This is a genomic window from Agilicoccus flavus, from assembly GCF_014857905.1.
Taxonomy (GTDB): Bacteria; Actinomycetota; Actinomycetes; order Actinomycetales; family Dermatophilaceae; genus Agilicoccus; species Agilicoccus flavus.
The window spans coordinates 57,272-79,922 of the sequence record NZ_JACYXE010000009.1 but is presented as its reverse complement, the minus strand read 5'-3'; the positions used below and the strand labels follow the sequence as shown (position 1 = coordinate 79,922).

Genomic DNA, 22,651 nt, shown 5'->3' with positions numbered 1-22,651 from the left:
GCGCAAGGGCGCGGGAGTGGCCGACGCGCACGGGCGGACGCCGACCCGGTGGTGATCGGGCCGGGCGGGTCAGTCGCGCGGACGCCCCAGCACGTACGTGTGCAGGTCGTCGGCGGTCTGGTCCATGTGCGCGTCCATGGCGGCGGCGGCGCCCTCGGCGTCACCCGACTCGATCGCCGCGAGGATCGCGCGATGGTGGTCGACGGCGTGGTCGCGGATGGCCGCGACCTGCGAGGTCTGCTCGCGCGCGGACGCGAGCACCTTCTCCAGAGGGTCGTAGACGAGGGCGAGGAAGGGATTCGCGCAGCCGCGCAGCACCGCGTGGTGGAACGCCAGGTCGTGCGTGACGAACGTCGCCACGTCACCCGCGTCCCGCGCCCGGACCATCGCGTCGAGGGCCGACCGGAGGGCATCGACGTCCTCGGACGTGCGACGGGCCGCGCACAGCGACGCCGCACCCACCTCGATCATGCGGCGGATCTCGATGACCGACAGCGCGACCCGGGAGCTGCCGGTCTCGCGCGTCCGGACCCGCGAGAGCGCCGAGAGGTCGCTCCACTCGTGCGGCGGCCGGACGAAGGTGCCGTTGCCCGGCTGCACCTCGACCATCCCCTTGGCGGCCAGGGCGGTGATCGCCTCGCGCACCGTCAGCCGCGACACCGCCATCTGCTCGGCGAGCTCCCACTGCCCCGGCAGGGCCTCGCCGGCGGCGAGCTCGCCGCCGACGATGCGATCGGTGAGGGCGTCCACCGCCTCGTCGACGCGACTGGGGCGGGGGCTGCGGGCCATGCTCCCAGGATAGGGCGAGAGGTAGACCTCTGACGGCTCTACGCTGGCCGACATGGACGGACTCGAGCGCCGACGACGCGGAGGGCGGGTGTGATCCTCGTCGACCCGCCGATGTGGCCCTTCCGCGGTCGGGTCTACAGCCACGTGGCCAGCGACACGTCGGTCGCCGAGTTGCACGGCTTCGCGCTGGCCGCGGGACTGCACCCCCGTTCCTACGACGGAGACCACTACGACCTGCCCGTCGAGCGCTACGAGGAGATCGTCGCCGCCGGGGCCGTTCCCGTGAGCAACCGGGAGTTGCTGCGGGCCGTCCAGGCCGCCGGCCTGCGATTCCGCAAGCGCCGGGGGGAACGGCCGCTGGCGAGCGTCCCGGACGGGCTGCCGTTCCTGCGCGAGCCGCACACGCTCGAGATCCTGCTCTCGCCGTTCGAGCCCCCGGTCGCCACGACGATCGCGGCCGTGACCTTCGTCGGCGACGCGGCCGGCCGGCTCCTGCTCGTGCAGAGCCCGAACCGCGGCGGCTGGGAGGCCCCCGGCGGGTGGCGCGAGCCCGGGGAGAGCGGCCGAGAGGGGGCGGTCCGGGAGGTCGCCGAGGAGGCCGGGCTGCGGCTGGCGCCCGACGACCTGCACCTCGTCGGCTACGAGCGCATCCGCTTCGCGGCCCCGCCGGTCGACCACCGATTGCACCCCACGAGCCACGTCGCCGTCTACGCGGCGCGGCTCCCCGGAGCCGGTGAGGACGGCGTGGGCCCCGAGGGCCTGGCCGTTCGCTGGCTCGCCCCGGACGTGGTCCGCGAGGCGTGCGCGAGCGCGCCGTGGTGGCCGATCATGGAGCGGCATCTCTTCGGCTGACCGCGTGACCGCCCGGGCCGGGCCGGGCGATCGGTCCGGTCAGGCCCGCAGCCGATCGAGCTCCCGGGCGAGGTTGGCCCGGGCGGGCCGGGTCCAGGTCGCCTGCGCCTCGGCGGTGAGGTAGAACCGCGGCCGGCGGGCGAGGTCGCGCAGGATGTCCGTCCGGGCGGCCGCGTACGTGGCGTCGTCGACGAACGCGTACTCCGCCCGCACCTGGGCGCAATACGCGTCGAACCGATCGGCCGGGGCCGACAGGATCCACAGGTCGGCGTCGAGGAGGGCCTGTGCGGCCCGGACCCCCCGGGTGTCGCCCGCCAGGCCGTCGGGGACCCGGTGGGTCGCGGTGGCGTCCACGAGGTCGGCGACGAGGTCGACGAGGCGGGGATCGAGGCCGAGACGCGTGAGGTCGCGGCGGGCGACCTCGGCGCTGAGCGCCTCGTCGCTCGCGTCGTCGCCGGCCACGGCGTCGAGCTCGGAGACCTCGAGGGAGGGCGCGAGGGAGGGCGCGGGGGAGGCGTCGCGGCTGGAGCCGTGCACGACGTCGTGGAACCAGGCGGCGAGCACGGCGGCGTCGTCGGCGGGGTGGGGCGCCGACACGGAGTGCAACGCCTCTCGGACCTCCGCCAGGTGGCGCAGGTCGTGGTACCGCCGCCGGGGGTCCGCGTAGGCGTCGACCACCCCGGTCACGACCTCGTCGAGGTCGGCCGAGTCGCGGGCCCCCGCCCGCCGCAGGTCGGCCCGGAACGCCTCGGCCGTCGCCCGGGCGTCGACGACCGGCAGTGCGTCGTCACCGCCTCCCGAGGCCGTCACGACTCGCTCGGCGGGGACACGACGGGATGGTCGCGGCCGTCACCGGCCTCGTCGAGGCTCCAGCCGGCGTCGCGCAGGACGCCCATGACGCGCCGCATCTCGTCGTCGCTCGGGAGCTCGTGGGTGGCGCGCAGGTAGCCGACCCCGACGTCGATCTTGTCGGCCGGGATAATGCCGCGCGCGACGAGCTCGTCGCCGAGCGCCCGGGCCTCGTCGTCGCCGAGGCGCCGGTTGAGCAGGGCGAACAGGGGGACGTAGTCGCGCTCGGGGATGCCGTGCGGGTAGCCGGCACGAAGCCAGTCGACGATGCGTTGCAGGTGGGCGATCACCGGGCGTCCTCGGGGTGACGGCACCGCGCTCGGCGGTGTGATGGGAGACGTCGTGGCCGCACCGTGCCCAGCCGCGGCATCCGACCATGGTCCATCGTGACACCGGCGGGCCGCCGGGGCGAGGGGCCGAGGCCGGTCGGGGAGGCCGGGCTGCGCTTCGTCGGCCGCAAGAGCAACGAGGGCGTGCCACCGGTCCGTCGAGCGACGCGCCGTCGTGCTCCGCTCAGCCGGCCACGTCAGGGTCGTCGCCCTGGTTCTCGCGCGCGTCGTCGCGGTCACGGCCGAGGGTGTCCGGCCAGTCCCGGATCTCCCACCCGTACGCCCGAAGATGGTCCACCACGCGGGCCAACTCGTCGTCGCCGGCGAGCTCGTCGGTGATGCGCAGGTAACCGACGGCGACGTCGAGCTTGTCGGGGGTGATGAGCCCCTTCTCGACGAGGCCCGCGGCGAGCTGGCGGGCCTCCTCGTCGCTCAGCCGCCGACGCAGCAGGGCGAACAGCGGGATGTAGTCGGCCTCGGGAATCCCCTGCGGGTACCCGGCCCGGAGCCAGTCGACGACGCGCTGGAGGCGGTTCGGCATGTCTGGGTCCTCTCGGGCGTGATCAGGGTGGGTCTCGATCCGACGACGCCCCGACGGGTTCCTCCCGTCAGGGCGTCCGCGGTGGGCCGGCCCCGGGGCGGTGTCGCCGCCCCGGGGGTCGGTCACTTCTCGATGAACGTGGGCACGATGTGCTCGAACGACACCTTGTACCCGAAGCCCGACGACACGATGATCGCGATGCCGAGGGCGATGGCCGCGAGGACCACGGCGAAGATGAGGACGCCGGCCACCCGGCCGGCCGGGTGGCCGACCTGGTGGCCCGTCTCGGCGTCGCCGCCGGCGCCGTACGCCATGGAGCGCACGCCGAGGGCGAACAGGGCCGGGAGCCCGGCGCCGACGACGAGCCCGATGATCAGGACCTGCGCGATGGCGGTGAAGAACAGCTGAGTCATGGCGGGTGTCCTCTCAGGCCTGGGCCGACGCGGGGACCTGGGTCTCCGGGGTGGCCCGGTCCCAGTCCTCGTTGACGTTGTTGTGGTCGACCGGAGCCTTCTTCGAGCGCCACCACATGTAGCCGGACAGGCCGCACAGGAGCGCGAAGACGACGAGGGTGCCGAACAGGCCGCCGATGCCGTTGCCGATCCAGAACATGATCGCGCCGACGAGGCCCGCGCACGGCAGCGTGATCATCCATGCGGCGACCATGCGCCCGGCGACCCCCCAGCGGACCTCCGCGCCCTTCTTGCCGAGCCCTGTGCCGAGGATCGAACCCGTGGCCACGTGCGTCGTCGAGAGGGCGAAGCCGAGGTGGCTCGAGGTGAGGATGACGGCGGCCGACGCGCTCTCGGCGGCCATGCCCTGCGGGGAGGAGATCTCGACGAGACCCTTGCCGAGCGTGCGGATGATCCGCCAGCCGCCGAGGTAGGTGCCGAGCGCGATCGCCAGGGCGCACGTCAGCTTGACCCAGAACGGGACGTTCTCGGTGTCGGTCCACTGCCCCGAGGCGATGAGCGCGAGCGTGATGACGCCCATCGTCTTCTGGGCGTCGTTGGTGCCGTGCGCGAGCGAGACGAGGGAGGCCGACCCGATCTGGCCCCAGCGGAAGCCCGACTCCTTGTAGCGCTCCGCGACCCCCTGCGTGATCTTGTACACGAGCCACGTGCCGGCCGCCGCGATGATCGCGGCGATGACGGGGGACGCGAAGGCCGGCATGACGACCTTGCCGAGCACCCCGTCGAGCTTCGACCCGTCGCCCGTCCACTTGACGCCGCTCACGCCGAGCGCCGCCATCGTCGACCCGATGAGACCGCCGAAGAGGGCGTGGGAGGAGCTCGAGGGCAACCCGAGCAGCCACGTGAGCAGGTTCCAGACGATGGCGCCGACGAGGCCGGCGAACACGATCATCAGCAGGGTGAACCCGCCGTCGGCCGTGAGGGCCACGTTGGGCGCCCCGGACTTGTCCTGGATGTTGATGACCGCGTTCGTCACCGTGAGAGCCACCTCGACCGACAGGAACGCGCCGATGAGGTTGAGGACCGCCGAGAGCGTGACCGCGGCCTTGGGCTTGAGGGCACCGGTCGCGATGGACGTGGCCATCGCGTTCGCGGTGTCGTGGAAGCCGTTGGTGAAGTCGAAGGCCAGCGCCGTCACGACCACCAGACACAAGATGATGAGGGAAACGTCCACGTACCCATCCTGACGCGTCGGCGAGGGTGCCGGGGACCGGGCGTGGCACGAGGCCACCCGCCCTTGCGCACGCGACCAGGGCGAACGCCTCCCCGGCCACCCCGACGTCACCGAGAGTTCACCTTCTTTGGGCAAAACCGCCGCGCCCCGGCCCGTGCGTGCGGGCCGAGAGCGCGGCACGACGGCGTGTCAGCCGTGGAAGAGCGCCGCGTTGGCGGCCTCCACGTCCGCGTACTGCTGACCGGCCCGCGCGAGGGCCTGGCGCATCCCGGCGAGGGCGGTGAGCATCTGCCGCTGGGCCGCCACCCACGACTCGGCGTTGGTGGTGAACCCCGCGGCGGCGGCCCCCTGCCAGACCGAACGGAGGTCCTCGATGCCCCGTCGGGTGGCCTCGAGGTGCTCCTCGAGGCCGGAGCCTCGGCGGTCGAGGTCGGCCGACGCGGCCTGGATGCGGGCGGTGTCGACCTGGAACTGGGAGCTCATGAGCCCTCCTGGAAGCGGGCGGTGAGGGTGTCACCACCGACGGCGCGGGCCGCGGACACGACCCGACCTCGACGCTAGGGAGCCGGGTCGTCGCCGGAGGCGACGTCCCCAACGGCGTCGCCCCGGGGCGCGTCCTGCGTTCCCGGGGCGACGTCGTGTGGACGGGGGCGATCAGCCGGTCGTCGCCCCCTGCGCGACGAGCGTGGTCCGCAGGTCACGGCGCTCGCCGTCGCGGACGACGGTGAGCGTGATCGCCTGGCCGACGTTCTTCTCCCGCACCTGTGCGACGAGGGCGAGCCAGCTGTCGACGACGTCGCCGTCGACGGCGACCACCCCGTCGCCGGGGCGGACCCCGGCGCGGTCCGCCGGCGACCCCGACGCCACGGTCCCGACCACCGCGGCGGCCCGCTGGGCGCCGCCCTCGCGCACGTACTGCGAGCGCTCCGAGCCCGTCACGCCGAGGAGGGGGTGCTGGACCGAACCGGTGCGCAGGAGCTGGTCGCTCACGGAGCGCACCTCGGCGACGGGGATCGCGAAGCCGATGCCGATGTTGCCTCCGTCCTGGCTCGTCTGGGCGATGGAGGAGTTGATGCCGACGAGCTGCCCCGACGCGTTGACGAGGGCCCCGCCGCTGTTGCCGGGGTTGATCGCCGCGCTCGTCTGGATCGCGTTCGTGACGACCGCCTCGGCCGGCGAGGTCGCGCCCTCGGCCTGGGTCCGCACGGGCCGGTTGAGGGCGCTGACGATGCCGGTCGTCACGGTGCCCGCGAGGCCGAGGGGGTTTCCGACGGCCATGACCGGCGAGCCGACCTGGAGCTGGTCGCCGTCGCCCATGGTGATGGGGCGCAGGTCGTTCGGCGGGCTCTGGAGCGCGATGACGGCGAGGTCGGTGCTCACGTCGGTCCCGACGATCCGGGCCTGGTAGGCGCGCTTGTCGTCGAGCGTGACGAGGATCTGGGGCCGCCCTTCGCCGCCGGCGGCGACGACGTGCGCGTTGGTGACGACGTTGCCCTTGGCGTCGAGGATGACGCCCGAGCCCTGCCCCTGGGCGCTGCCGCTCGCGACCTGGATGGAGACGACGCTCGGCGCGGCCGCCTTGGCGGTGGCCGTCCAGTCGGGCGCCGCGGCGTTGGCCTGTTGCACCGGGGGTGCCCCCACGGGCCAGCGCTGGGCGTCGGTGGCGCCGCTCGAGGTCAGGGGGCTCGCCTGCTGCTGGCTGCGCACGGTCATGAACGTGGCCGCCAGCGCGAGCGTCCCGAGCAGGAGCACGACGGCGAGGGCGGCGGCGATCAGCGGCAGCCGGCGTCGCCGGCGACGCCGGGGCGGCCCGCCGGTGCCGGGGGTCGAGCCGTAGGCGGCCGGGCCCTGGCCCCACGGCCCTTCCGGCTCGTCGGCGCCGTGCCAGGTCGGGGACTCGCCTCCCGGCCGGGGCGGGTTCGGCGGGTACGGGTCGCTCATGGTCGTCTCCTTCAGGGGTGGGGACGTGGGTCGAGTCGGGCGGGCCGGCGGGAATCGGGTCGCGGCCGGCGGGGCTGGTCGTGTCGGGTCAGGTCGGTTCGGGTGGAGTGGGGCCGCGCGCCGCCAGGGGCAGGTCGACGACGAACGTCGCGCCCCCGCCGGCGGTCCGGGCCACGCCCACGCGGCCGTGGTGGCTCTCGACGATCGCGGCGACGATGGCGAGCCCGAGGCCGTGGCCCCCGCTCTCGCGGCGCCCCCGCGCGGGGTCGTTGCGGTAGAAGCGCTCGAAGACGCGGCGGGCCTCGTCGGCGGGGATGCCGGGGCCGTGGTCGCGCACCTCGAGGCGGGCACGGCCGTCGCGGGAGCCGACGAGCACCTCGACGGCGGTGCCGTCGGGGGTGTGGGTGAGGGCGTTGGCCAGCAGGTTCGTCACGACCTGGCGCAGCCGGGCCTCGTCTCCGGGCAGGATCGTCGGGGCCAGCCCGTCGTCGTCGAGCCCGAGCACGCGGATCTGGCGGCCCTCGGTCCGGGCCCGGGCGTCCTGGACGGCGTCGGCGGCGAGGACGGTGAGGTCGACGTCACCCATCTGCATCGGCCGCCGGTTGTCGAGCCGGGCGAGAGTGAGCAGGTCCTCCACGAGACCGCTCATGCGGGTCGCCTCGCCCTCGATGCGCCGCATCGCGGCCGCGACCGCCTCGGGCGAGGACGCGGCGCCCTGGCGGTACAGCTCGGCGTACCCGCGAACGGTCGCGAGCGGCGTCCGCAGTTCGTGGGACGCGTCGGTGACGAACCGCCGCATCCGCTCCTGCGAGGCCTCGCGGACGGCGAACGACGACTCGATCTGCGCGAGCATCGCGTTCAGGGACGCCGACAGGCTCGTCACCTCGTCGTTCGCGGGTCGCTCGGGGATCCGGCGGGTGAGGTCGCCCCCGGCGATCGCCGCGGCCGTGTCCTCGATGACGCGCAGGGGGCGGAAGGCCCGACGGAACCCGAGCCAGCCGACGAGGACGCAGCCGACGAGCAGGAACGCCCCGAGGACGGTCGCGATGATCGTCAGCCGCCCGACGGTCTGGTCGACCCCCCGCAGGGAGGTCGCGACGGCGTACAGGCCCGTGTCGTTCTGCAGGTGGCCGGCGCGCACGAGCCAGCGTGGGCCGTCGTCGTCGTTGGAGGGCACGACGAACGGGGTGTTGCTCTCGACCCGGGGGTCGCCCTCGGCGAGGTGCGGCAACGCCGGCTGGTACTGCCGGCTCGCCGGCGACATCCACCGCAGCACCTGCCCGCTGTCGGTCATGATCGCCACCGCGTAGCTGCTCGGGAACTCGTCCGCGTCGCGCCAGCGGTACTGCTCAAGCACCTGCGACGAGACCGTCGTCGAGGCGATCTGCAGCTCGTCGGCGGCCCGGGCCGTGAGGTAGCGCTTCATGAGCACACCGGTGGCGACGTTCGACACGGTCAACGCCCCGAGGAGGAGGACGACGAGCACCGCGATGAGCCGCCAGGTCAACGACCAGCGGTGGAACGGGGCGGCGAGGCGCCCGCGCACGAGCGCCGCGGCCTCCCGGCGAGTGCGTCGGGGGGCCGCGGCGTCGGGTCGCTCCTGCCGGGGCGCCGACGCGGGGCTCACGTCGTCTCGGGAGGCAGGCGCAGGACGTACCCGACCCCGCGCCGGGTGTGGATGAGCGGCGGGCTGTCGATGTCGATCTTGCGCCGCAGGTAGGAGATGTAGGACTCGACGATGCCGGCCTCCCCGCGGAAGTCGTAGTCCCAGACGTGGTCGAGGATCTGGGTCTTGCTCAGCACCCGGTTGGGGTTGAGCAGCAGGTAGCGCAGCAGCTTGAACTCGGTGGGGGAGACGTCGATGACCCGCTTGCCGCGGCGCACCTCGTGGCTGTCCTCGTTGAGCTCGAGGTCGTGGAAGCGGAGGATCGCGTCGTCGGTGACGTCGCCGCGCGTCCGGCGCAACACGGCCCGGATGCGCGCGATGACCTCCTCGAGGCTGAACGGCTTCGTGACGTAGTCGTCACCCCCGACGGTCAGGCCCTTGACCTTGTCGTCGACGGAGTCGCGCGCGGTGACGAAGACGATGGGCATGACGCGGCCGTGGTCGCGGAGCTTCTGGGTGACGCTGAACCCGTCGAAGTCCGGGAGCATGACGTCGAGGACGACGAGGTCGGGGTCCTCGCGGCTCGCGAGATCGACCGCGGTGGCCCCGTCGGCGGCGGTGAGCACCTCGAACCCGGCGAAGCGTAGGGACGTGGCGAGGAGCTCTCGGATGTTGGGCTCGTCCTCCACGACGAGGAGGCGGGCCTCGGGCGGTGCGCTGGTCACCCTCCCAGGGTGCGCCCCCAGGCTGGGCATTCGCTGGACGCACGCGGGGCGGCCGGGATCGTGTCCATCCCGGCCGCCCCTCGCGGCGGCGTCGGTCGCGGCTCAGCCGGCAGTGTACTCGTACACCTTCGTGTCGCCCGGCAGCGGGGTGCCGGTGCACTCCAGGTCGCGGGTCGGGAACACGCCCTGCTGCAGGTAGGCCATCGTGTGCTTGGCCACGCACGACGTCGGGGGCGCGGCGAGGAACGCGCCGTGGGCACCGGCGCCCTTGACGGTGATCATCCGCGTGTTCCGCACGGCCGCGTGCGCCCGCTTCGCGCCCTCGATGGGCGTCGCGGGATCGAGCTGGTTCTGCAGCATGAGCATCCGCGGCATCGGGACGCCGGCGATCTGGACCTTCTTGTCCACCGGCACCTTCCAGTAGGCGCACGGGGCGACGATCATGCCCGAGATGTACCCGAAGTTCGGGAAGCGTCGGCCCAGGTCGAGGATCTCCTTCTCGAACGAGGCGGGGGTGCGCGTGAACGGCCCGTCGTTGCAGATGATCGACTGCCGCACGGTCACGAGCGCCATCTTGGGCACGGCGGGCGCGACGGAGCCGCCGGGGACGGGGTTCATCCCCTCCGGCATCCGGAAGGCGGTGGGACGGCGACCGGTCCGCAGCGCCGTGGCCGTCTTGCCGATCTGCGTCGCGAGCGCCGGCAGGGTCTCGTCGGCGTAGAGCAACTGGAAGACGACGAGGTCGAGAGTGTTGGGCGTGAGCCCCGGGACCTTGCCGGCGCCCGCCGCTGCCCGGACCCTCTCGACGCTCGCCCGCACCGCGGCCGCGGTGGTGCCGAGCTTGTACTCGCGGTGGTGGCGCGCGGCCCAGGGCAGGAACTGGCGGTCGTAGCGGCGCTGGAAGCCCATCGGGAAGTCGTGGAACGACGTCCGCCAGTCGGAGGAGAAGTCCGTGTTGGCGTCGACGACGACGCGTCCGACGGTGCGCGGGTGCAGCCGGGCGTAGTACGCACCCATCCACGACCCGCCGGAGATGCCGAACCAGTCGGCCTGCGGGTACCCGAGGACGCGGCGCGCGAGGTCGTGGTCGTGGACGGTGTTGGCGGTCGTGATGTGCCGCAGGACCGACCGGTGCTCCGCCACGCACGTCTGCGCGAAGGTGCGGTAGGCGGCCTGCACCTTGGCGCGGGCCGCGCGGGTCGTCACCCGCAGGTCGGGGATCGGGTCCATGTAGGGCCGGCAGGGCAACGGCGTGCTGCCACCGGTCCCGCGCGGGTCGACGGCGACGATGTCGTGCGTCGTGCGGAGCATCGGCTTGGTGAGAGCGACGGGCGCCACGAGCAGGCCGGCCGGGCCGCCCGGGCCGCCGGGGTTGACGAACAGGCCCCGCGCCCGGGGGGCCCTGACCGCCCGGCGCACGGCCTTGGGGCGCACGGTGCGCGTGAGCTGCAGCACCATCGAACCCTTCGACAGGTCGCCCCAGTCCAGCGGCGTCCGGATCCGCGCGCACTCGATGACCGGGCGCTGCTTCTTCGGGATGTCCTTCAGCCCGGCGGCGATGTCGGGCGTGCACAGCTTGGCGCTCCACGTGGGCTTCTGGGCGACGTACTGGCTCCACCGGAGCGGAGGGCGCTTCATGGTGGGGGTCGGGACGGGGTCGCCGGCCGGGGCCGCGGTGACGCTGCGGGTCGGCGCGGCCGAGGCGGGCGCGATCGCGAGCGACGCGGGGGAGAGGGCGAGCGGGAGCGCGAGGGCCGCTCCCGTGACGACGCGGCGGGTCGATGAGGGCATGCAGGTTCTCCTGGCCGTGCGGCGGAACGAGCCGGCGCGCCGACTCCCTGAACGTGCGGTAAGGACACCCTGTCAAACAACTGGACGCCTGTCCGTCGGTTGTGGGGCACGGCCGACTCTCCCCGGCCGCCTCCGGGCCTGCCCCGGCTCAGCCCGTCCGGTCGGCGGCCACGACGGACGGGTCGATGTGCGCCGGCACCGTAAGGATCGCGAGCAGGGCCAGTCCGGCGACGAGCGCGAAGAAGTAGAACCCCCAGGGGTGCGCGAGCCCGGCGGCGAGCAGCGCCCCGGTGACGGCCGGTCCGGCGATCGCGCCGAGGCGCCCCACCCCGGAGGCCAGCCCCAGGGCCGTGCCGCGCACGTCGGGCAGGAACAGGTGGGCCACGAGCGCGTAGATGAGGACCTGGGCGCTGAAGACGAAGACACCCGTGGCGAAGAGGGCGAGGTCGAGCACGAGCGTGTTCTCCATCCGCACCGACAGGAGCGCGAGGAGCACCGCCGAGACCGCGTACCAGGCCAGGATGCTCGGCTTGATGCCGCGGCGGTCGGCGACCGTGCCCGCGAGGAGCAGCCCCACGACGGCGCCGACGTTCATGATGAGCAGCATCGTCAGGGCGGAGTCGAGGCTGTAGCCGGCCTCGTTCATGATCTTCGGCAGCCACGTGTTGAGCCCGTACACGAGGAGCAGGCCCATGAACGAGCCGACCCACGTGCCGATGCTCGCCCGCCTGTAGGGGCCGCGCAGCAGGGTGGACAGCGGGACGCGCGGGGTGGGTTCGTGCGCCGCGGCGACCTCGCGCGACTCGGGCATGGTCGACCACATGACGGGCAGCAGCAGGAGGCCGAGGACGCCGCCGGCGTAGAAGATGACGTGCCAGTTCGGCCCGGCCAGGAGGGCGAGCAGCGAGGTGGCGACGGCGCCGACGTGGTAGCCCGTCATGGTCAGGGTGGCCGACTTGGCCCGGTGTCGCGGTGGCGCGACCTCGCTCATGATCGTCAGGGCCGTGGGCATGCAGGCCCCGAGGCCGAGCCCGGCGACGAACCGGAACGTCGAGAAGAGGGCCGCGCTCGGCGCGAGCGGCAGCAGCAGGGTGAAGACGGAGAACAGCGCGACCGACCCGATGAGGGCGACGCGGCGGCCGAGGCGGTCGGCCAGCGGTCCGACCGACGCGGCGCCCAGGCCGACGCCGACGAGGGAGATCGTGGCGGCGAACGTGAGCGCCGGGACGTCCATCCCGAGATGCTGCGTCTTCGCGAGGGTGGGGATCACCGCCCCGAGCGCGACGAGGTCGTACCCCTCGAGGGCGACGGTGAGCCAGCAGAGGACGGCGGCCGCCACGTCGGCGGACCGGGCCGGAGTGGGCCGGGTGGAGGAGGAGGTCATGACGTCGGCTCTCGTGGGTCGGTGGGGGCGGGATCGGAGACAGACCGACCGGCGGCGGTCAGGGTGACCGGGGCGGCGACAGGGCGGTGGCGGGGCGGTGCCAGGGCGCAGACGGTGGGCTCATCCGCTGGGCCCACGGTGTGCGACCTCACGGTGACGGGCTCACTGCGGCCGGCTCGCGGCGGTGGGCACCTCGACCAGCCGTGGCCCGCGCGCGGGCTCGGCGAGCAGGTCTGCCAGCTCGGCCGCCGTGGCGACGGCCCGGCCGGGCACGCCGTAGCCGCGCGCGATGTCGACGGCGTCGATGCCGGGCAGGTCGATGCCGGGGGCGTCGGGGACCCCGAGCAGCTCGGCGAACCACGCAAGGGCGCCGTACCCGCCGTTGCGCAGGACGACGAACGTCACGGGCACGTCCAGCCGGGCCGCCGACCACAGGGCGGTGACGCCGTAGTGCAGCGAGCCGTCGCCGATCAGGCCCACGACGGGCCGGTCGAGCCCGGCGTCGCGGTGGGCGAGCGCGACGCCGACGGCCGCCGGCATCCCGAACCCCAGCCCGCCGGAGGCGGGGAAGTAGTACGAGCCGGGCGCCCGGAGGTCGCTCTGGGCCCAGAAGTCGGCGTTGGTGGAGGTCGACTCGACGACGTACGCGGTGTCGTGGGGCAGGCTCCGCCGCAGGGTCGCGACGACCTCGGCCGGGGCGAGGGGTTGCCCCGGGGCCGCGGCGCGGACGGGCGCGCACGGCACGAACGCCGCGTCGTCGCTCAGGTCGGCGTCGGGACCCGCCGCGAGGGCGTCGACGAGCGCGTCGACGACCGCCGCCGGGTCGGCGATCAGCGCCTCGCCCACGGGCGGGCGGGTCGCCGCGCCGGCGTCGTGGGTGACCTGCACGAGGCAGGTGCCGGCGGCGAGGTACTCGCCGGGCTCGTGCTGGTGGTAGCGGAACACCGGTGCGCCGAGGACGAGGACGAGGTCGTGCCCGGCGAGCCGCGCCGACACCGAGGCAATGCCCGCGGGCAGCACGCCCGCGAACCGTCGGTGCCGGTTGGGGTAGGGCAGCCGGAACAGCGACGGGGCCGCCCAGACGGTCGCGTCGAGCCGGTCGGCGAGCGAGACGAGCCGGCCCGGGGGCACCCGCCCGTCGAGGTCGCCGCCGAGCACGAGCGCCGGCCGCGCAGCGCCGCGGAGCGCGTCGGCGAACCGGTCGACCTGCGCAGGCGAGGGGTGCCCTCCCGTCTCGACGTCGCGCGCCAGGACGTGCTGCGCGCCGGGCGGCGCGGGGGCCGACCAGTCGTCGTAGGGCACCGAGACGTAGACCGGCCCCCGCCGGCCGTGCTGCGCCTCGAAGATCGCCTGCGCCATGGTGCGCGGCACGTCGCCGGCGCACGCGGGCTCGGCCGAGAAGCCGACGAGAGGGCGGGGCAGGAGGGCGGCGTCGACGTTGGCGAGCATGCCCTCGGTGCCGACGACCGACCGCACCTGCTGGCCGGCGGTGACGACGAGCGGGGTGCGCGCGGAGACGGCGTTGGTCAGCGCCCCCATCGCGTTGCCCGTCCCCGAGGCGGCGTGGAGGTTGACGAACGCCGGCCGGCCGCTCGCCTGGGCGTAGCCGTCGGCCATGCCGACGACGACGCCCTCGTGCAGCCCGAGGACGTAGCGGAACTCCGGCGGCAGCCCCGCGAGGAACGGCAGCTCGTTCGAGCCCGGGTTGCCGAAGATCGTCGTCAGGCCGTGGCGGGCGAGCAGCCCGTGCGTGAGCTCCTTCACGCTCGCGACCCGCGCGTCGTCGTCCATGCGCCACTCCCTCGTCGGCCCGCGCACCCGTTCGTCCGGCGGCCCTGCGTCGGGCCGTGGCGACACCCTAGACGCCGGGACCGACAGGGTCGGCGGGGCCGGCCCCTCAGGGAGCGGCGAAGAGGTCCTCGGCGTCGACGATGCGGTAGGCGTAACCCTGCTCGGCGAGGAAGCGCTGGCGGTGGGCGGCGAACTCGGCGTCCACGGTGTCGCGGGCGACGACCGTGTAGAAGTGCGCGGTCCGACCGTCGGCCTTGGGGCGCAGCACCCGGCCCAGGCGTTGGGCCTCCTCCTGGCGGGACCCGAACGTGCCGCTGACCTGGATCGCGACCGCCGCCTCGGGCAGGTCGACGCTGAAGTTCGCGACCTTGCTCACGACGAGGACCCGCAGCTCACCGGTGCGGAAGGCCTCGAAGAGCCGCTGCCGGGCCCGCACCGGGGTCTCGCCGGTGATGAGCTCCGCGCCGAGCCGCTCCGCGAGCGTGTCGAGCTGGTCGAGGTACTGCCCGATGACGAGCACCTGGTCGCCGGCGTGATCCGCGACGATGCGCTCGACGACGTCGTCCTTGGCGGGCGAGCACGACGCGAGGCGGTAGCGGTCCTCGGCCTCGGCGCTCGCGTAGGTGAGCCGTTCGGCCTGGCCGAGGGTGACCCGCACCTCGACGCAGTCGGCCGGCGCGATGTACCCCTGCGCCTCGATGTCCTTCCACGGCGCGTCGAACCGCTTGGGGCCGATGAGGCTGAACACGTCGTTCTCGCGGCCGTCCTCGCGCACGAGCGTCGCCGTCAGCCCGAGGCGGCGGCGGGCCTGCAGGTCGGCGGTCATCCGGAAGATCGGCGCCGGGAGGAGGTGGACCTCGTCGTAGAGCACGAGGCCCCAGTCGCGGGCGTCGAGCAGGTCGAGGTGGGTGTACGCGCCCTTCCGGCGCGTGGTCAGCACCTGGTACGTGGCGATGGTGACGGGGCGGATCTCCTTGCGGGCGCCCGAGTACTCGCCGATCTCCTCCTCGGTCAGGCTCGTGCGGCGCAGCAGCTCGTCGCGCCACTGCCGCGCGCTCACGGTGTTCGTCACGAGGATGAGGGTCGTCGCGCGGGCCCGCGCCATCGCGCCGGCCCCGACGAGAGTCTTGCCCGCGCCGCAGGGGAGGACGACGACGCCGGACCCGCCGTGCCAGAACCCCTCGACCGCCTGCTCCTGGTACGGGCGCAGCGACCAGTCGTCGGTGCGCAGGTCGATGGCGTGGGCCTCGCCGTCGACGTACCCGGCGCGGTCCTCGGCGGGCCAGCCCACCTTCAGCAGTTCCTGCTTGAGGTGCCCGCGCTCGCTGTTGTGGACGACGACGCGCAGGTCGTCGAGGCGCTCCCCGAGCAGCGGCTTCACCTTGCGGTGCCGCAGGATCTCCTCGAGCACGGGCCGGTCCGTCGTGCGCAGGACGAGCCGGCCGGCGGGGCCGCCGGCGTCGGGCACGTCGGGGCTCGCGTCCTCCTTCTCGAGGACGAGGCGGCCGTAGCGGTCCATCGTGTCGGCGATGTCGACGAGCAGCGCGTGTGGTACCGCGTACCGGCTGAAGGTGACGAGGGCGTCGACGACCTGCTCGGCGTCGTGCCCCGCGGCGCGGGCGTTCCACAGGCCGAGCGGGGTGACGCGGTACGTGTGCATGTGCTCGGGCGCGCGCTCGAGCTCGGCGAAGGGGGCGATGGCCCGCCGCGCCTCGCCGGCCCGCGGGTGGTCGACCTCGAGGAGCAGCGTCTTGTCGCTCTGGACGATGAGAGGGCCGTCGGTCATCCCTCCAGTCTGACGGACCCCCGCTGCGCGAGCGTCGTCAGGCAGGTGCGGGCCAGGCCGAGGGAGTCGTAGGCGAGGCCCACGACGCGCGCGAGCGCGAGCAGCTGCGCGTCCGCGAGGTCGGCCAGGGTGGCCGGGTCGCGCACGTAGAGGACGTCGGCCTCGACGAGGGTGTGGGCGTGGGCCTGGTCGGGGTCGGCCCACGGCGTCGGCGCGAGCGGCCACGTCTTCGTCGCCACGGTCAGGTGGGGCACGAGCCCCATCCCGCGCAGGAGCGCGTCGATCTGGCCGGCCGTCGGCTGGTCGACGTAGAGGCGGTGGTGGTTGACCTCGATCTGCACCGCGAGCACGTCCGCGAGGGTCCGCCGGCCGTGCTCGACGATCATCGCCTCGGCACCCTGGACGTCGATCTTGAGGTAGTCGACGCGGCCGACGTCGAGGTCGTCGAGACGGGCGGTGGGCACCGGCACCCGGGCGACGACCTCCGCCAGGCGCGGAAAGTCGGTGAGGAGCGCGAGCTGCCCCTCGTCGGGCGCCAGGATCGACGTGAAGCCCGACTCGGCGCAGACGGACAGCTCGTGGGTCCGGCCGTCGCCGAGGGCGTGGGGCAGGTACCGCTCGGCCGGTCCCGCCCGCTCGAGCAACCGGGCGAGGGCGTCGGGCTGCGGCTCGAAGCCGGTCACGCGGGCCAGGCCGGCGCGCAGCAGCGGCAGGTAGGGCGGGTCGCCGTCGATGGGGTTCGCGCCGACGTCGAGGACCTCGATCGGATCACCCGCGGGGAGCTCACCGGAGGTCAGGGCGGCGCGGACATCGGCGATCGAACACAGCTTCACGAAGATCAGTCTCCTCGTCGACCCGTGTGGGCGTGCGGGTCGGGGACGGCAGCGGGCCGGCCCGCCGCCGACTCGGGGTCGCTGCGAACCCACCCCGAGCCGCAGCCGAGCCGCAGCCGGGTTGAATGAGGGCGGGCGAATCACCCGGCTGCGCCACGAGGCATCGATCCCGAGCGGCTCGTCGCGCCCGACGTCAGGTGCACGCTCGCCCCGTGGGGAATCTCGCGCAGGCGCACCGACGATGCGGCCGGTATCTTCGCGTTCGCTCGGTTCTCTGCGCTCACGAGACACAGCCTTGGTGGGTGTACGTGCACGTGCGTATTCTCGTCCGTGGACGTCTGTCCAGATGATGCGAGGGGCCGGGGTCGGCCGTCGCGAGAGCCGACTGACGCAGCCGCCACGACGTGGTGGTGATGGAGTCATGACCGGGCACGAAGAACTTGGGGGTAGCAAGATGACGTCCGGTGAACCTCGACGCACTCGGTCACAGGAGCGGACTTCCTTGGACGTGCGCCGAGACGCGACAGCGCATCGAGTCCAGGCGCGGGCGGAGCGTCGGTTCTATCCCGAGGTGCAGGCGCTTCGGGCCGTGGCCATCGCCATGGTGTTGCTCTTTCATTTCGGCTCGGGCATCGATGCGTTCGGCGGCGGCTTCGTCGGCGTCGACGTGTTCTTCGTCATCTCCGGATTCCTCATCTCCGGGCACCTGCTCGCCGAGCTCGACCGGACCGGCCGGGTGCGCCTCGGGGCCTTCTACGCCCGCCGGGCGCGGAGGCTGCTGCCGGCCAGCCTGTCGGTGCTTCTGCTCGTGGGGGCGATGGTGCCCGTCGTCCTCCCGCGGTCGGAGTGGGGGGACGCGGGCCGAAGCATCTTCGCCGCGGCCTTTTACGCGATGAACCTGTACGCGGCCTACCTCACGTCCCTCGGTGGCCAGAGCGCGTTCGCCGATCTACCGACCGTCCATTACTGGTCCCTCTCAGCGGAGGAGCAGTTCTATCTGCTCTGGCCTCCCCTCATCCTCCTGGCCGTCGGGGTGGCGTCGTGGTCGAGGCGGCGCGGTCGAGCGGTGAGTTCCGTGTTCGCAGTCGGGACGGCCCTTGTCGTCGTCGCGGCCATCTCTTTCGTCGCGGCGCTGGTCTGGACGTGGCACGACCACCCCGTCGCCTTCTTCGTCACAGTCACGCGGGTCTGGGAGTTCGCCGCAGGAGGCCTGGTCGCGCTCCTCCTGCGGCGGTGGGCGCCGGGCCCCGCGGCCGCCACCGCGATGCGCTGGATCGGGCTGCTGCTCATTCTTCCCGGCTCGCTTCTACTCGTCCTGCCCGATGTCATCCCCGGTCCGGACGTCCTGCCCGCGGCGGCCATGTTCCCCGCCCCGTTGGCTCTGCCGGCGGTGCTGGGGACCGCGCTGGTCATTCTCGCGGGCGGCACCCGGCCGGGCACGATGCTGGATCGGATCGTCGCCTGGAGACCCACCCAGTGGCTCGGGCTCATCTCGTACTCCGTGTACCTGTGGCACTGGCCGCTCATTCCGCTGGCCGAGAACCTGATCGGGCAGATGGGTGGCTCCGTACGGCTCGTCCTGCTGGCACTTGCCCTCGGGCTCGGGCACGTGTGGCAGCGCTGGGTGGAGGACGCCTCGCGCTACGTGCCGGGCATGAGGGAAAGCACCCGAATGACGCTGTGGGCGGCCGCGGCGGGAATGCTCCTGGTCGGGGCGGTCGGGTTGCTGCTATCGATCGCCGGCGGTGGGTGAGACGACAGACGCGCAGCCGTCGCCGACGCGACGAGTCATGCACGCGACGGCCGTCGCGGTGCAGCAGCGGCGGGTAGGGAAAACGCCCGCCGATGAAGTCGGCCGACGTCGAGAACCTCGATCGGATCACCCGCAGGAGCTCCGAGGTGAGCGCGACGCGGACATCGGCCATCGATGTCAGGCGCTGCCGTGAGTCTCTGATTCGGCCCGGCCGTTCGGGCACCCGGGTCGGCGACGGGGAAGGCCGGGTCGGCGAGGATGGGGCACCGTTGTCGGTATCCGTCCCCACCACGAGGAGTGCAGCGATGCGTGAACCCCAGATCGAGCCCGCTGAGGGCCTGCCGGAGCGCGTGAGGATCTACGAGGTCGGCCCGCGGGACGGCCTGCAGAACGAGCAGGGCATCGTCCCCGTCGCCGACAAGGCGGAGTTCGTGCGCATGCTGGCGCAGGCCGGGCTGGGCACTATCGAGGTGACCTCGTTCGTGTCGCCGCGCTGGGTGCCGCAGCTCGCGGACGCCGCCGACCTGCTCGCCAACCTCGGCGAGCTCGGCCTCGGCAAGGACCGTCCCGTGCTCGTGCCGAACGAGAAGGGCCTCGACCGCGCCCTCGACCTCGGCGTGACGTCGGTGGCGATCTTCGCCTCGGCCACGCAGACGTTCGCGGAGAAGAACCTCAACTCGAGCGTCGACGGGCAGTTCGACATGTTCGCCCCGGTCGTCCGGCGCGCGAAGGACGCGGGGATGTGGGTGCGCGCCTACGTCTCGATGGCGTTCGGCGACCCCTGGGAGGGGCACGTGCCGATCGCCGACGTGGTGGAGGTGAGCCGGCGGCTCATGGACCTCGGCGCGGACGAGCTGTCACTCGGGGACACGATCGGCGTCGGCACCACCGGCCACGTGACGCGGCTGCTCGACGGCGTCGAGGCGGCCGGCATCGGGCTGGACGACGTCGCCGTCCACTTCCACGACACCTACGGCCAGGCGCTCGCGAACACCCTCGCCGCGCTGCGCCGGGGCGTGAGCATCGTCGACGCGTCGGCCGGCGGGCTCGGCGGGTGCCCGTACGCGAAGTCGGCGACGGGCAACCTCGCGACCGAGGACCTCGTGTGGGCCCTGCACGGCCTGGGCATCGAGACCGGTGTCGACCTCGATCAGCTCGTCGCGACGAGCGCGTGGATGGCGGGCCGGCTCGGGCGGCCGTCGCCGTCGGCCGTCGTCCGCGCGCTGACGGGGGCCTCGTGAGTGCCGCCGGCAGCGCGTCCGGTCCGCCGGAACCGCCGGAGCCCTCGACGCACGCCGAGCAGCCGGATCGGCCGGAGGTGACGGTGCGCGCCGGCCGGATCGAGGACCTCGAGGCCATCGTGGGCCTGCTCGCCCACGACGGGCTGGGGCGCGGCCGGGACGGCGGCGACCTCGCCCCCTACGCGGCGGCCTTCGCGCGGATGGTCGCCGACCGCAACCAGATCCAGGCCGTCGCCGAGCTGGGCGGGCAGGTGGTCGGGACGATGCAGTTCACGATCATCCACGGCTTGAGCCGGCGGGGGACGACCCGCGCGCAGATCGAGGGGGTCCGCACCCTGTCGACCCTGCGGGGCCGGGGGATCGGGGAGCAGCTGTTCGCGTGGGCGTTCGAGACCGCTCGGGCCAAGGGTGCGACCCTCGTGCAGCTCACCTCCGACACCTCCCGCGGCAACGCCCACCGCTTCTACGAGCGGCTCGGGTTCGTCGCCAGCCACACGGGGTTCAAGAAGGAGCTGTGACGTCGGGCGGCCGACGACGTCGGCGACGTGCTCGGTTCGCGACAGCCGGGTGCGCCCTCGGAACGCCCGCCCGGACCGTGCGTGTGGTGTGCGAGGGCTCGGGGGTTACCGGTCATGTCCTGCGGATCGAGGTCCCGGTCCGCCGTGCGCCGGGTCGTCGGGGACCAAGAACCATTCGGGCCGGGTCGGCATGGCGCTCGCATCAGGGCAAATTCGAGAATCGTTGTGCCGCAGTGGTTCCGAGATCCGCGCGTTGCCGGGGTCATGATCGACCCGGCCCGAATGGTTCTTCGCGCCGCGACCTGACGTCGTGCGATCGCACCGCCCGTCGGGGTCTCCGTCGGTACGGCATACGGCTCGGTCAGCCGCGGCCGCCCGCGCGCGGCAGTCGATGGAGCTCGAACTCGTTGCCGTCAGGATCGGCCAGCTCGACGACGTCCGCGTCCGGCTCGCGGAGGAGGACGGCGGCGCCGAGATCGGTGAGGCGGCCGACCTCGTGCGTGAAGTCGCCGTCGGGGACGGTGAGCTCGAAGCGCTGGCGGTTGCGCCCGTGCTTGGGCTCGAGGGGCGGGCCGCCCCAGGCGACCTTCGTGCCGCCGTGGGGGGACTGGATCGCGGTCTCCTGGTCCTGGTCCCAGACGAGCGGCCAGCCGAGCGCCTCGGCCCAGAAATAGCCGACCTGCTGCGTGCCGTCGCACGCGACCTCGCCGAGATGCCCGCACCCGGCGAGATAGGCGTTGCGCGGCTCGATCACGCAGAACTCGTTGCCCTCCGGGTCGGCCAGCACGATGTGCCCCTCCTCGGGGAGCTGCCCGACGTCGAGGTGAGCACCCCCGAGCCGTATGACGTGGTCGACGGTCGCCTGCTGCTCGTCAGCGTCGTGGCTGGTGAGGTGGAGGTGCAGGCGGTTGAGGCCGGCCTTGGCGCTCGTGGCGTGGGCGAAGCGGAGGCCGACCTGGGTGGGCGAGCCGGCGAGCGGACCGCGTGGGTCAGGGGCGACGGTGCGCCCGAGCAGGTCGGCCCAGAAGCGGGCGAGGCGATCGGGGTCGTCGGCGTCGAGGACCACGGCTGACAGGTGGGAGGACATGGTGTCGACGGTAGGCGTGGGGGTGACGCCGCGCCTGCGGATGAGGGCGGGGCGTCAGGTGCGGGGGGACTCGCACGCACAACGACCCATCGCCGCAGGACGCTGCCGCCGAACGGGCCGTTGTGCATGTGAGTTGTCGCCCTCGACCGGTCACGCGGCGTCCGTTGGGACGAGCTGGGAGGTCAGGCGTCGGCTGTCAGAGGGCGGTGACGATGGCGGTGGCGGCCGTGACGCTCAGCAGCACCAGCACGATCACGCGGAAGGTGCCCGGCGACAGCAGACTGCGGACGCGTACCCCGAGCAGACCCCCCCACGGCCAGCGCGGGCCACGGCCACGACAGGCGGTCCGTTGGTGCCGGTGCAGGTGGTGAGCATCCCGCTCAGTGTCCCGACCAGCAGGTCGACGCGGCGCGAGCTCCGGGCGAGAGTCGCGCCGCGGGCCAGGGCGACGACGGTCACGAGGATGACGGCGCCGATGGTGAGCTGCAGGACGCGGGCATCGCTGCGGGTGAAGGCGATGCAGCCGAGCGGCAGTCCCACCAGCGCACCCAGCAGCAGTCGGCCGATGACCGATCGATCGACGACCTTGCGCCCCTCGACGGCCTGGCCGAGGTTGTCGACGGTGGCGAGCAGCAGGGCGAGAAGGACCGCCTGGTGCGCGTCCGTGACGAGCGCGAGCAGCGGCACCGACACCAGCGCGAAGCCGAACCCGGTCGCGAGCTGCACGACCGCGGCCACGGCCACGACGACGAGGACGCCGATCATGACCGCGCCGCCGGGCGGGATGGGTCGGGCCTCACCCGGGTGCCCCGTCCTGCGCGTCGTACGACGCTCGGGCTCCCAGCACCTCGCCCGCATGCCGCTCGGCCCAGCTGCGCAGCGCGTCCAGCGGACCGACGAGCGTGCGCCCGAGCGGGGTCAGCTCGTAGTCCACCCGCGGCGGCATCGTCGGCAGGGCGCGCCGGTCGACGAGTCCGTCCCGCTCCATGGAGCGCAGCGTCTGGGTGAGCACCTTGGCCGTCACGCCGCCCACCTGGTCGCGGATCTCTCCGAACCGCGCCGGCCCGGGAGCCAGCACCCCCACCACGAGGGGGGTCCACCGATCGGTGAGGTGACGCAGGACGCTCCGCGAGGGGCAGGCCGGGTCGAGGACGTCGAAGGGTCGGACCGCATCCACGAAAAGCTCCT

At 73.5% G+C, this 22,651-nt stretch carries 22 protein-coding genes; 4 read left to right on the top strand and 18 right to left on the bottom strand.

Annotation, left to right across the window (positions count from 1 at the left end; all coding sequences use genetic code 11):
* Positions 1-69: 69 nt before the first annotated feature.
* Complete coding sequence (locus tag ICW24_RS13795) at positions 70-789, bottom strand: FadR/GntR family transcriptional regulator (protein WP_226346302.1); 720 nt, start codon at positions 787-789, stop codon at positions 70-72.
* A gap of 90 nt (positions 790-879) precedes the next feature.
* On the opposite strand from ICW24_RS13795, the gene ICW24_RS13790 reads away from it, so the two are divergent.
* The gene (locus ICW24_RS13790) at positions 880-1,641 is read left to right on the top strand and encodes a DUF4031 domain-containing protein (protein ID WP_226346301.1); all 762 of its coding nucleotides are present in this window, start codon (positions 880-882) and stop codon (positions 1,639-1,641) included.
* Between the two features lie 39 nt (positions 1,642-1,680).
* Here the strand turns inward: ICW24_RS13790 and ICW24_RS13785 are convergent, their stop codons facing one another.
* From ICW24_RS13785 to ICW24_RS13720, 14 genes are all read right to left on the bottom strand, one after another.
* On the bottom strand, positions 1,681-2,451 hold the full coding sequence (locus ICW24_RS13785) for an HD domain-containing protein (RefSeq protein ID WP_226346300.1): 771 nt from the start codon (positions 2,449-2,451) through the stop codon (positions 1,681-1,683).
* Positions 2,448-2,780 carry a DUF3349 domain-containing protein gene (locus ICW24_RS13780; RefSeq protein WP_226346299.1) on the bottom strand — a complete coding sequence of 111 codons (333 nt, stop codon included), beginning with the start codon at positions 2,778-2,780 and terminating at the stop codon, positions 2,448-2,450. Before ICW24_RS13780 ends, ICW24_RS13785 begins: the two co-directional genes overlap by 4 nt.
* Before the next feature lie 223 nt (positions 2,781-3,003).
* On the bottom strand, positions 3,004-3,360 hold the full coding sequence (locus tag ICW24_RS13775) for a DUF3349 domain-containing protein (RefSeq protein WP_226346298.1): 357 nt from the start codon (positions 3,358-3,360) through the stop codon (positions 3,004-3,006).
* Between the two features lie 122 nt (positions 3,361-3,482).
* Positions 3,483-3,773: a hypothetical protein gene (locus ICW24_RS13770; protein ID WP_226346297.1), complete on the bottom strand. Its 291-nt coding sequence runs from the start codon at positions 3,771-3,773 to the stop codon at positions 3,483-3,485.
* A gap of 13 nt (positions 3,774-3,786) precedes the next feature.
* Complete coding sequence (locus ICW24_RS13765; protein ID WP_226346296.1) at positions 3,787-5,007, bottom strand: inorganic phosphate transporter; 1,221 nt, start codon at positions 5,005-5,007, stop codon at positions 3,787-3,789.
* Positions 5,008-5,196: 189 nt separating this feature from the next.
* Positions 5,197-5,490 carry a WXG100 family type VII secretion target gene (locus tag ICW24_RS13760; RefSeq protein WP_226346295.1) on the bottom strand — a complete coding sequence of 98 codons (294 nt, stop codon included), beginning with the start codon at positions 5,488-5,490 and terminating at the stop codon, positions 5,197-5,199.
* A 171-nt stretch (positions 5,491-5,661) separates the two neighbouring features.
* A complete protein-coding gene (locus ICW24_RS13755) occupies positions 5,662-6,948 on the bottom strand; it encodes a S1C family serine protease (RefSeq protein ID WP_226346294.1) in 1,287 nt (428 codons plus the stop codon).
* Between the two features lie 88 nt (positions 6,949-7,036).
* Complete coding sequence (locus ICW24_RS13750; RefSeq protein WP_226346293.1) at positions 7,037-8,575, bottom strand: sensor histidine kinase; 1,539 nt, start codon at positions 8,573-8,575, stop codon at positions 7,037-7,039.
* A complete protein-coding gene (locus ICW24_RS13745; RefSeq protein WP_226346292.1) occupies positions 8,572-9,309 on the bottom strand; it encodes a response regulator transcription factor in 738 nt (245 codons plus the stop codon). Before ICW24_RS13745 ends, ICW24_RS13750 begins: the two co-directional genes overlap by 4 nt.
* 72 nt (positions 9,310-9,381) lie before the next feature.
* Positions 9,382-11,070 carry an alpha/beta hydrolase gene (locus tag ICW24_RS13740; RefSeq protein WP_226346291.1) on the bottom strand — a complete coding sequence of 563 codons (1,689 nt, stop codon included), beginning with the start codon at positions 11,068-11,070 and terminating at the stop codon, positions 9,382-9,384.
* Positions 11,071-11,218: 148 nt separating this feature from the next.
* The gene (locus ICW24_RS13735; RefSeq protein WP_226346290.1) at positions 11,219-12,454 is read right to left on the bottom strand and encodes an MFS transporter; all 1,236 of its coding nucleotides are present in this window, start codon (positions 12,452-12,454) and stop codon (positions 11,219-11,221) included.
* 162 nt (positions 12,455-12,616) lie between these two features.
* Complete coding sequence (gene mdlC / locus ICW24_RS13730) at positions 12,617-14,245, bottom strand: benzoylformate decarboxylase (protein WP_226346289.1); 1,629 nt, start codon at positions 14,243-14,245, stop codon at positions 12,617-12,619.
* A gap of 106 nt (positions 14,246-14,351) precedes the next feature.
* Positions 14,352-16,031, bottom strand: coding sequence for a DNA repair helicase XPB (locus tag ICW24_RS13725; protein WP_226346288.1), 1,680 nt, complete (start codon positions 16,029-16,031; stop codon positions 14,352-14,354).
* A complete protein-coding gene (locus ICW24_RS13720) occupies positions 16,028-16,864 on the bottom strand; it encodes an FkbM family methyltransferase (protein WP_226346287.1) in 837 nt (278 codons plus the stop codon). The genes ICW24_RS13725 and ICW24_RS13720 overlap by 4 nt, the downstream gene beginning before the upstream one ends.
* A gap of 571 nt (positions 16,865-17,435) precedes the next feature.
* On the opposite strand from ICW24_RS13720, the gene ICW24_RS13715 reads away from it, so the two are divergent.
* From ICW24_RS13715 to ICW24_RS13705, 3 genes are all read left to right on the top strand, one after another.
* The gene (locus tag ICW24_RS13715) at positions 17,436-18,617 is read left to right on the top strand and encodes an acyltransferase family protein (RefSeq protein ID WP_307781348.1); all 1,182 of its coding nucleotides are present in this window, start codon (positions 17,436-17,438) and stop codon (positions 18,615-18,617) included.
* 305 nt (positions 18,618-18,922) lie between these two features.
* Positions 18,923-19,858 carry a hydroxymethylglutaryl-CoA lyase gene (locus ICW24_RS13710; protein WP_226346285.1) on the top strand — a complete coding sequence of 312 codons (936 nt, stop codon included), beginning with the start codon at positions 18,923-18,925 and terminating at the stop codon, positions 19,856-19,858.
* A complete protein-coding gene (locus ICW24_RS13705; RefSeq protein ID WP_307781347.1) occupies positions 19,855-20,376 on the top strand; it encodes a GNAT family N-acetyltransferase in 522 nt (173 codons plus the stop codon). The genes ICW24_RS13710 and ICW24_RS13705 overlap by 4 nt, the downstream gene beginning before the upstream one ends.
* 361 nt (positions 20,377-20,737) lie before the next feature.
* Here the strand turns inward: ICW24_RS13705 and ICW24_RS13700 are convergent, their stop codons facing one another.
* The 3 genes from ICW24_RS13700 to ICW24_RS13690 all read right to left on the bottom strand — a co-directional run bounded on the left by ICW24_RS13700 (position 20,738) and on the right by ICW24_RS13690 (position 22,640).
* Entirely contained in the window at positions 20,738-21,463 is a 726-nt protein-coding gene (locus ICW24_RS13700; RefSeq protein ID WP_226346284.1) for a VOC family protein, read from the bottom strand.
* A 252-nt stretch (positions 21,464-21,715) separates the two neighbouring features.
* Complete coding sequence (locus ICW24_RS13695; RefSeq protein ID WP_226346283.1) at positions 21,716-22,228, bottom strand: sulfite exporter TauE/SafE family protein; 513 nt, start codon at positions 22,226-22,228, stop codon at positions 21,716-21,718.
* A gap of 31 nt (positions 22,229-22,259) precedes the next feature.
* Entirely contained in the window at positions 22,260-22,640 is a 381-nt protein-coding gene (locus ICW24_RS13690) for a winged helix-turn-helix transcriptional regulator (protein ID WP_226346282.1), read from the bottom strand.
* Positions 22,641-22,651: the final 11 nt, after the last annotated feature.

Coding starts and splice junctions, on each gene's coding strand:
- ICW24_RS13735 (WP_226346290.1), bottom strand. CDS start 12,454: ATGACCTCCTCCTCCACCCGGCCCACTCCGGCCCGGTCCGCCGACGTG.
- ICW24_RS13755 (WP_226346294.1), bottom strand. CDS start 6,948: ATGAGCGACCCGTACCCGCCGAACCCGCCCCGGCCGGGAGGCGAGTCC.
- ICW24_RS13700 (WP_226346284.1), bottom strand. CDS start 21,463: ATGTCCTCCCACCTGTCAGCCGTGGTCCTCGACGCCGACGACCCCGAT.
- ICW24_RS13760 (WP_226346295.1), bottom strand. CDS start 5,490: ATGAGCTCCCAGTTCCAGGTCGACACCGCCCGCATCCAGGCCGCGTCG.
- mdlC (WP_226346289.1), bottom strand. CDS start 14,245: ATGGACGACGACGCGCGGGTCGCGAGCGTGAAGGAGCTCACGCACGGG.
- ICW24_RS13770 (WP_226346297.1), bottom strand. CDS start 3,773: ATGACTCAGCTGTTCTTCACCGCCATCGCGCAGGTCCTGATCATCGGG.
- ICW24_RS13740 (WP_226346291.1), bottom strand. CDS start 11,070: ATGCCCTCATCGACCCGCCGCGTCGTCACGGGAGCGGCCCTCGCGCTC.
- ICW24_RS13725 (WP_226346288.1), bottom strand. CDS start 16,031: ATGACCGACGGCCCTCTCATCGTCCAGAGCGACAAGACGCTGCTCCTC.
- ICW24_RS13795 (WP_226346302.1), bottom strand. CDS start 789: ATGGCCCGCAGCCCCCGCCCCAGTCGCGTCGACGAGGCGGTGGACGCC.
- ICW24_RS13695 (WP_226346283.1), bottom strand. CDS start 22,228: ATGATCGGCGTCCTCGTCGTCGTGGCCGTGGCCGCGGTCGTGCAGCTC.
- ICW24_RS13775 (WP_226346298.1), bottom strand. CDS start 3,360: ATGCCGAACCGCCTCCAGCGCGTCGTCGACTGGCTCCGGGCCGGGTAC.
- ICW24_RS13710 (WP_226346285.1), top strand. CDS start 18,923: ATGCGTGAACCCCAGATCGAGCCCGCTGAGGGCCTGCCGGAGCGCGTG.
- ICW24_RS13745 (WP_226346292.1), bottom strand. CDS start 9,309: ATGCCCAGCCTGGGGGCGCACCCTGGGAGGGTGACCAGCGCACCGCCC.